2 protein-coding genes and 1 pseudogene are annotated in these 3,328 nt (G+C 36.1%); 2 read left to right on the top strand and 1 reads right to left on the bottom strand.

Translation table 11 applies throughout. The features are described from left to right. A pseudogene (locus tag F6K13_RS24935) lies at window positions 1-448 on the top strand (hypothetical protein); the annotation flags it as partial. 1,060 nt (window positions 449-1,508) lie between these two features. Then, on the top strand, window positions 1,509-2,906 hold the full coding sequence (locus F6K13_RS24930) for a ferredoxin:protochlorophyllide reductase (ATP-dependent) subunit N (RefSeq protein ID WP_124144521.1): 1,398 nt from the start codon (window positions 1,509-1,511) through the stop codon (window positions 2,904-2,906). Here the strand turns inward: F6K13_RS24930 and F6K13_RS24925 are convergent. Continuing rightward, window positions 2,903-3,037 (bottom strand): hypothetical protein, encoded by a 135-nt coding sequence (locus F6K13_RS24925; RefSeq protein ID WP_275670338.1) that lies wholly within the window; start codon window positions 3,035-3,037, stop codon window positions 2,903-2,905. The two genes, F6K13_RS24930 and F6K13_RS24925, sit on opposite strands and share 4 nt — an antisense overlap. Window positions 3,038-3,328 lie beyond the last annotated feature (291 nt).

Raw genomic sequence — 3,328 nt, 5'->3', positions numbered from 1 at the left:
TTTGGGAATAGAATCAGAAGTGGATGAGTTAGATATGGGACTGGATTCTGACTCGGAAGTGGATGATGATTTGGACTTGGGAATGGAGTCCGCAGCAGAAGCAGCAGATGACTTGGTTAGCCTTGACCTCAGCGATCTAGATGGAGATGGTTCTGACGATCTAAATCTTGGAGAAGATAGCTCCGACTTTGTGGCAGAAGATATTCCCGATCCATTTGAAGATACATCGGCAAAGTTGGATGAGTCTGGACTGGATGAGCTGGGTGATATGGATCTTAGCGATTTGGGAGATGATAATCAATTTGATGATTTGTCTTCTGATGATTTGGGAGATTTGGACCTCGATCTCGATGGAGATGAACTAGATTTGGATGAGGCCGATCTAGATTCTTTAGCAGGTGATAAAAAGTCTTCTAATGATGACGATCTTGAAGGGTTGTTGGGATAAACGTAAGCATTTCCTTCGGAATGCTGCGCAAACAGCCCTCAGCTCTCAGTTCTCAGCTCTCACCTTTCCTAGCTTATTGGATTTGGAGGAGGAATTAGGATTGAGCTTGAGCAAGAATTAAAAGTCTGGGAAAAACCAAAGGCATCAGCTAAGTTGAGCTATTTAGGTTCATTTTCATTGCTGTTTGCGTAGTATCCCGTAGGGAAGCGCTGACCGCTAATAGCTGAATGCTTACGGTTAAACAATAGGAAAATTGATATTGACTGGTTTGTTTTATTTGCGATGTTTTGATTTTTAGCAGATATAAAAGTTACATTAACTATTGATTTATATGGCTGTGCTGGTTGAAATAGTATTAGCATCAAGGATGATTTCTTTTACTCAAAAAAAACACAGTTCAAAAAAATGTAATTTATCAATGCTATGGTAGGAAATAGGCAACAGGCAACAGTGGGAAAAGTATTTCTCTGTCTTACGGTTCATCATTAATTTATGTCAAACACCAACTCGTTCCTTGCTATATTTCAATAGACATCTCCAGAAAATAAACTTGCCCTTTATTTGCTATAAACTAGAGTTTAATAACTCAAAAAATCATTTTCCGTGTTTTTTTGCTAAAAACATCTTCCCTATTCCCTACTTTTACAAAAAGTCTATATCTTTTTCACGCCTATGTCTAATACATAGCGATGAGAAATCAGTTATCTACTTAACTCAAAACTATTACCTATTACCTGTCAACTTATAGATTTTTCAACGATCCTCACACTTTTTTGTCGTGCTATAAAAGTAAGCATTCAGCTATTAGCTGTCAGCTCTCAGCAATTAATAATGAATAATTATTTCTAAGGTTGGGCAAAGAGAGTTTGGCAATAATTTTTTATTATTTTTCAATTTATCGATTACTATGATCTTTCCCAAGATTAATAGCTGATAGCTAATAACTGACGGCTGTTTGCGTAGGATTCTGTAGAAAATGCTTACATAAAAGTAGACTTTTTACTAGCATTAGCATTGATTTTTCCCCAAAAAAATTATTGATAAATAGGAGTATTTTTTTATGACTAATACTGTTGCACCTGAAGCTTTAACTTTTGAATGTGAAACTGGTAATTATCATACTTTTTGTCCGATTAGTTGTGTATCTTGGCTTTATCAAAAAATTGAAGATAGTTTCTTCTTAGTAATTGGTACTAAGACTTGTGGTTATTTCTTACAAAATGCCATGGGAGTAATGATTTTTGCTGAACCTCGTTACGCCATGGCTGAGTTAGAAGAAGGCGATATTTCAGCTAAGTTAAATGATTATGATGAATTGAAACGTTTATGTTTACAAATTAAGCGTGATAGGAACCCCAGTGTGATAGTTTGGATTGGTACTTGTACCACTGAAATTATCAAAATGGATTTGGAAGGTTTGGCTCCTAAATTAGAGTCAGAAATTGGTATTCCAATTGTGGTTGCTCGTGCTAATGGTTTGGATTATGCCTTTACTCAAGGGGAAGATACTGTCTTAGCAGCTATGGCAGCTCGTTGTCCTAATCAAGCTCCTGAAGCGGAAAAAGAAGAACGAAGTGGCATACAAAAACTCTTAAGTTTTGGTAAGAAAAAAGAGGAGGTTGCTGCGGAAGAATCTGAGTATGTTGAGCATCCACCTTTAGTTTTATTTGGCTCTTTACCAGACCCAGTTGTAACTCAATTAACTTTGGAATTGAAGAAGCAAGGGATTAAAGTTTCTGGTTGGTTGCCTGCTAAACGTTACACAGAATTACCAGTAATTGAAGAGGGATATTATGTGGCAGGTTTAAATCCTTTCTTGAGTCGGACTGCTACTACTTTAATGCGTCGTCGGAAGTGTAAATTAATTGGTGCGCCATTCCCTATCGGACCGGATGGAAGTAGGGCTTGGATTGAGAAGATTTGTTCTGTTTTTGGCATTGAACCTCAAGGATTAGCAGAACGAGAAAAGCAAATTTGGGAAAATTTGGAAGACTATATTCAGTTAATTCGTGGTAAATCTGTCTTCTTTATGGGTGATAATTTGCTGGAGATTTCTTTGGCTCGTTTTTTGATTCGTTGTGGTATGACTTGTTCAGAAATTGGTATTCCTTATATGGATAAAAGATATCAAAAAGCTGAGTTGGAAATGTTGGAAAAAACTTGTAACGAAATGGGTACGCTTTTGCCTAAGATTATTGAGAAACCTGATAATTATAATCAGATTCAAAGGATTTATGAATTGAAGCCAGATTTGGTAATTACTGGTATGGCTCATGCTAATCCTTTGGAAGCGAGAGGAATTAATACTAAGTGGTCTGTTGAGTTTACTTTTGCTCAAATTCATGGGTTTACAAATGCTCGTGATATTTTGGAATTAGTAACTCGTCCGTTGCGTCGAAATCATGCTTTGAAGGATTTAGGTTGGGATAAGTTGGTTAAGGAAGAAGCTAAGGTTTAATCGACAGATTTTTCGGCAATAAAAATTCCTAAATTGTAGACTTTAGTTGTAGAAATAGTAGGGTAAGTTTGACTCGCTCTACTAATTTTTTCTGACAAGAGGGAGTCAGAGAAAATTCTGATTTCATTCACAAATTTTGTCACAGAAAAAATCCCGATAACTTTGGCAAAATTTACCGACTCCTCAGAAAAATATTTGCAGATAGTTTGATGAATTTACTAATTTTCTGAGACTGGCAACTCAGGAGATAATTTGGCAACTCCAGTAATTTTGATTGAGGGGAGAAATAGAAGATAATTCTGATTTCATTCACAAATTTTGTCACAGAAAAAATCCCGATAACTTTGGCAAAATTTACCGACTCCTCAGAAAAATATTTGCAGATAGTTTGATGAATTTACTAATTTTCTGAGACTGGCAAC

It is taken from the genome of Okeania sp. SIO2B9, assembly GCF_010672505.1.
Taxonomy (GTDB): Bacteria; Cyanobacteriota; Cyanobacteriia; order Cyanobacteriales; family Microcoleaceae; genus Okeania; species Okeania hirsuta.
This window is presented reverse-complemented; position numbering and strand designations above follow the sequence as displayed.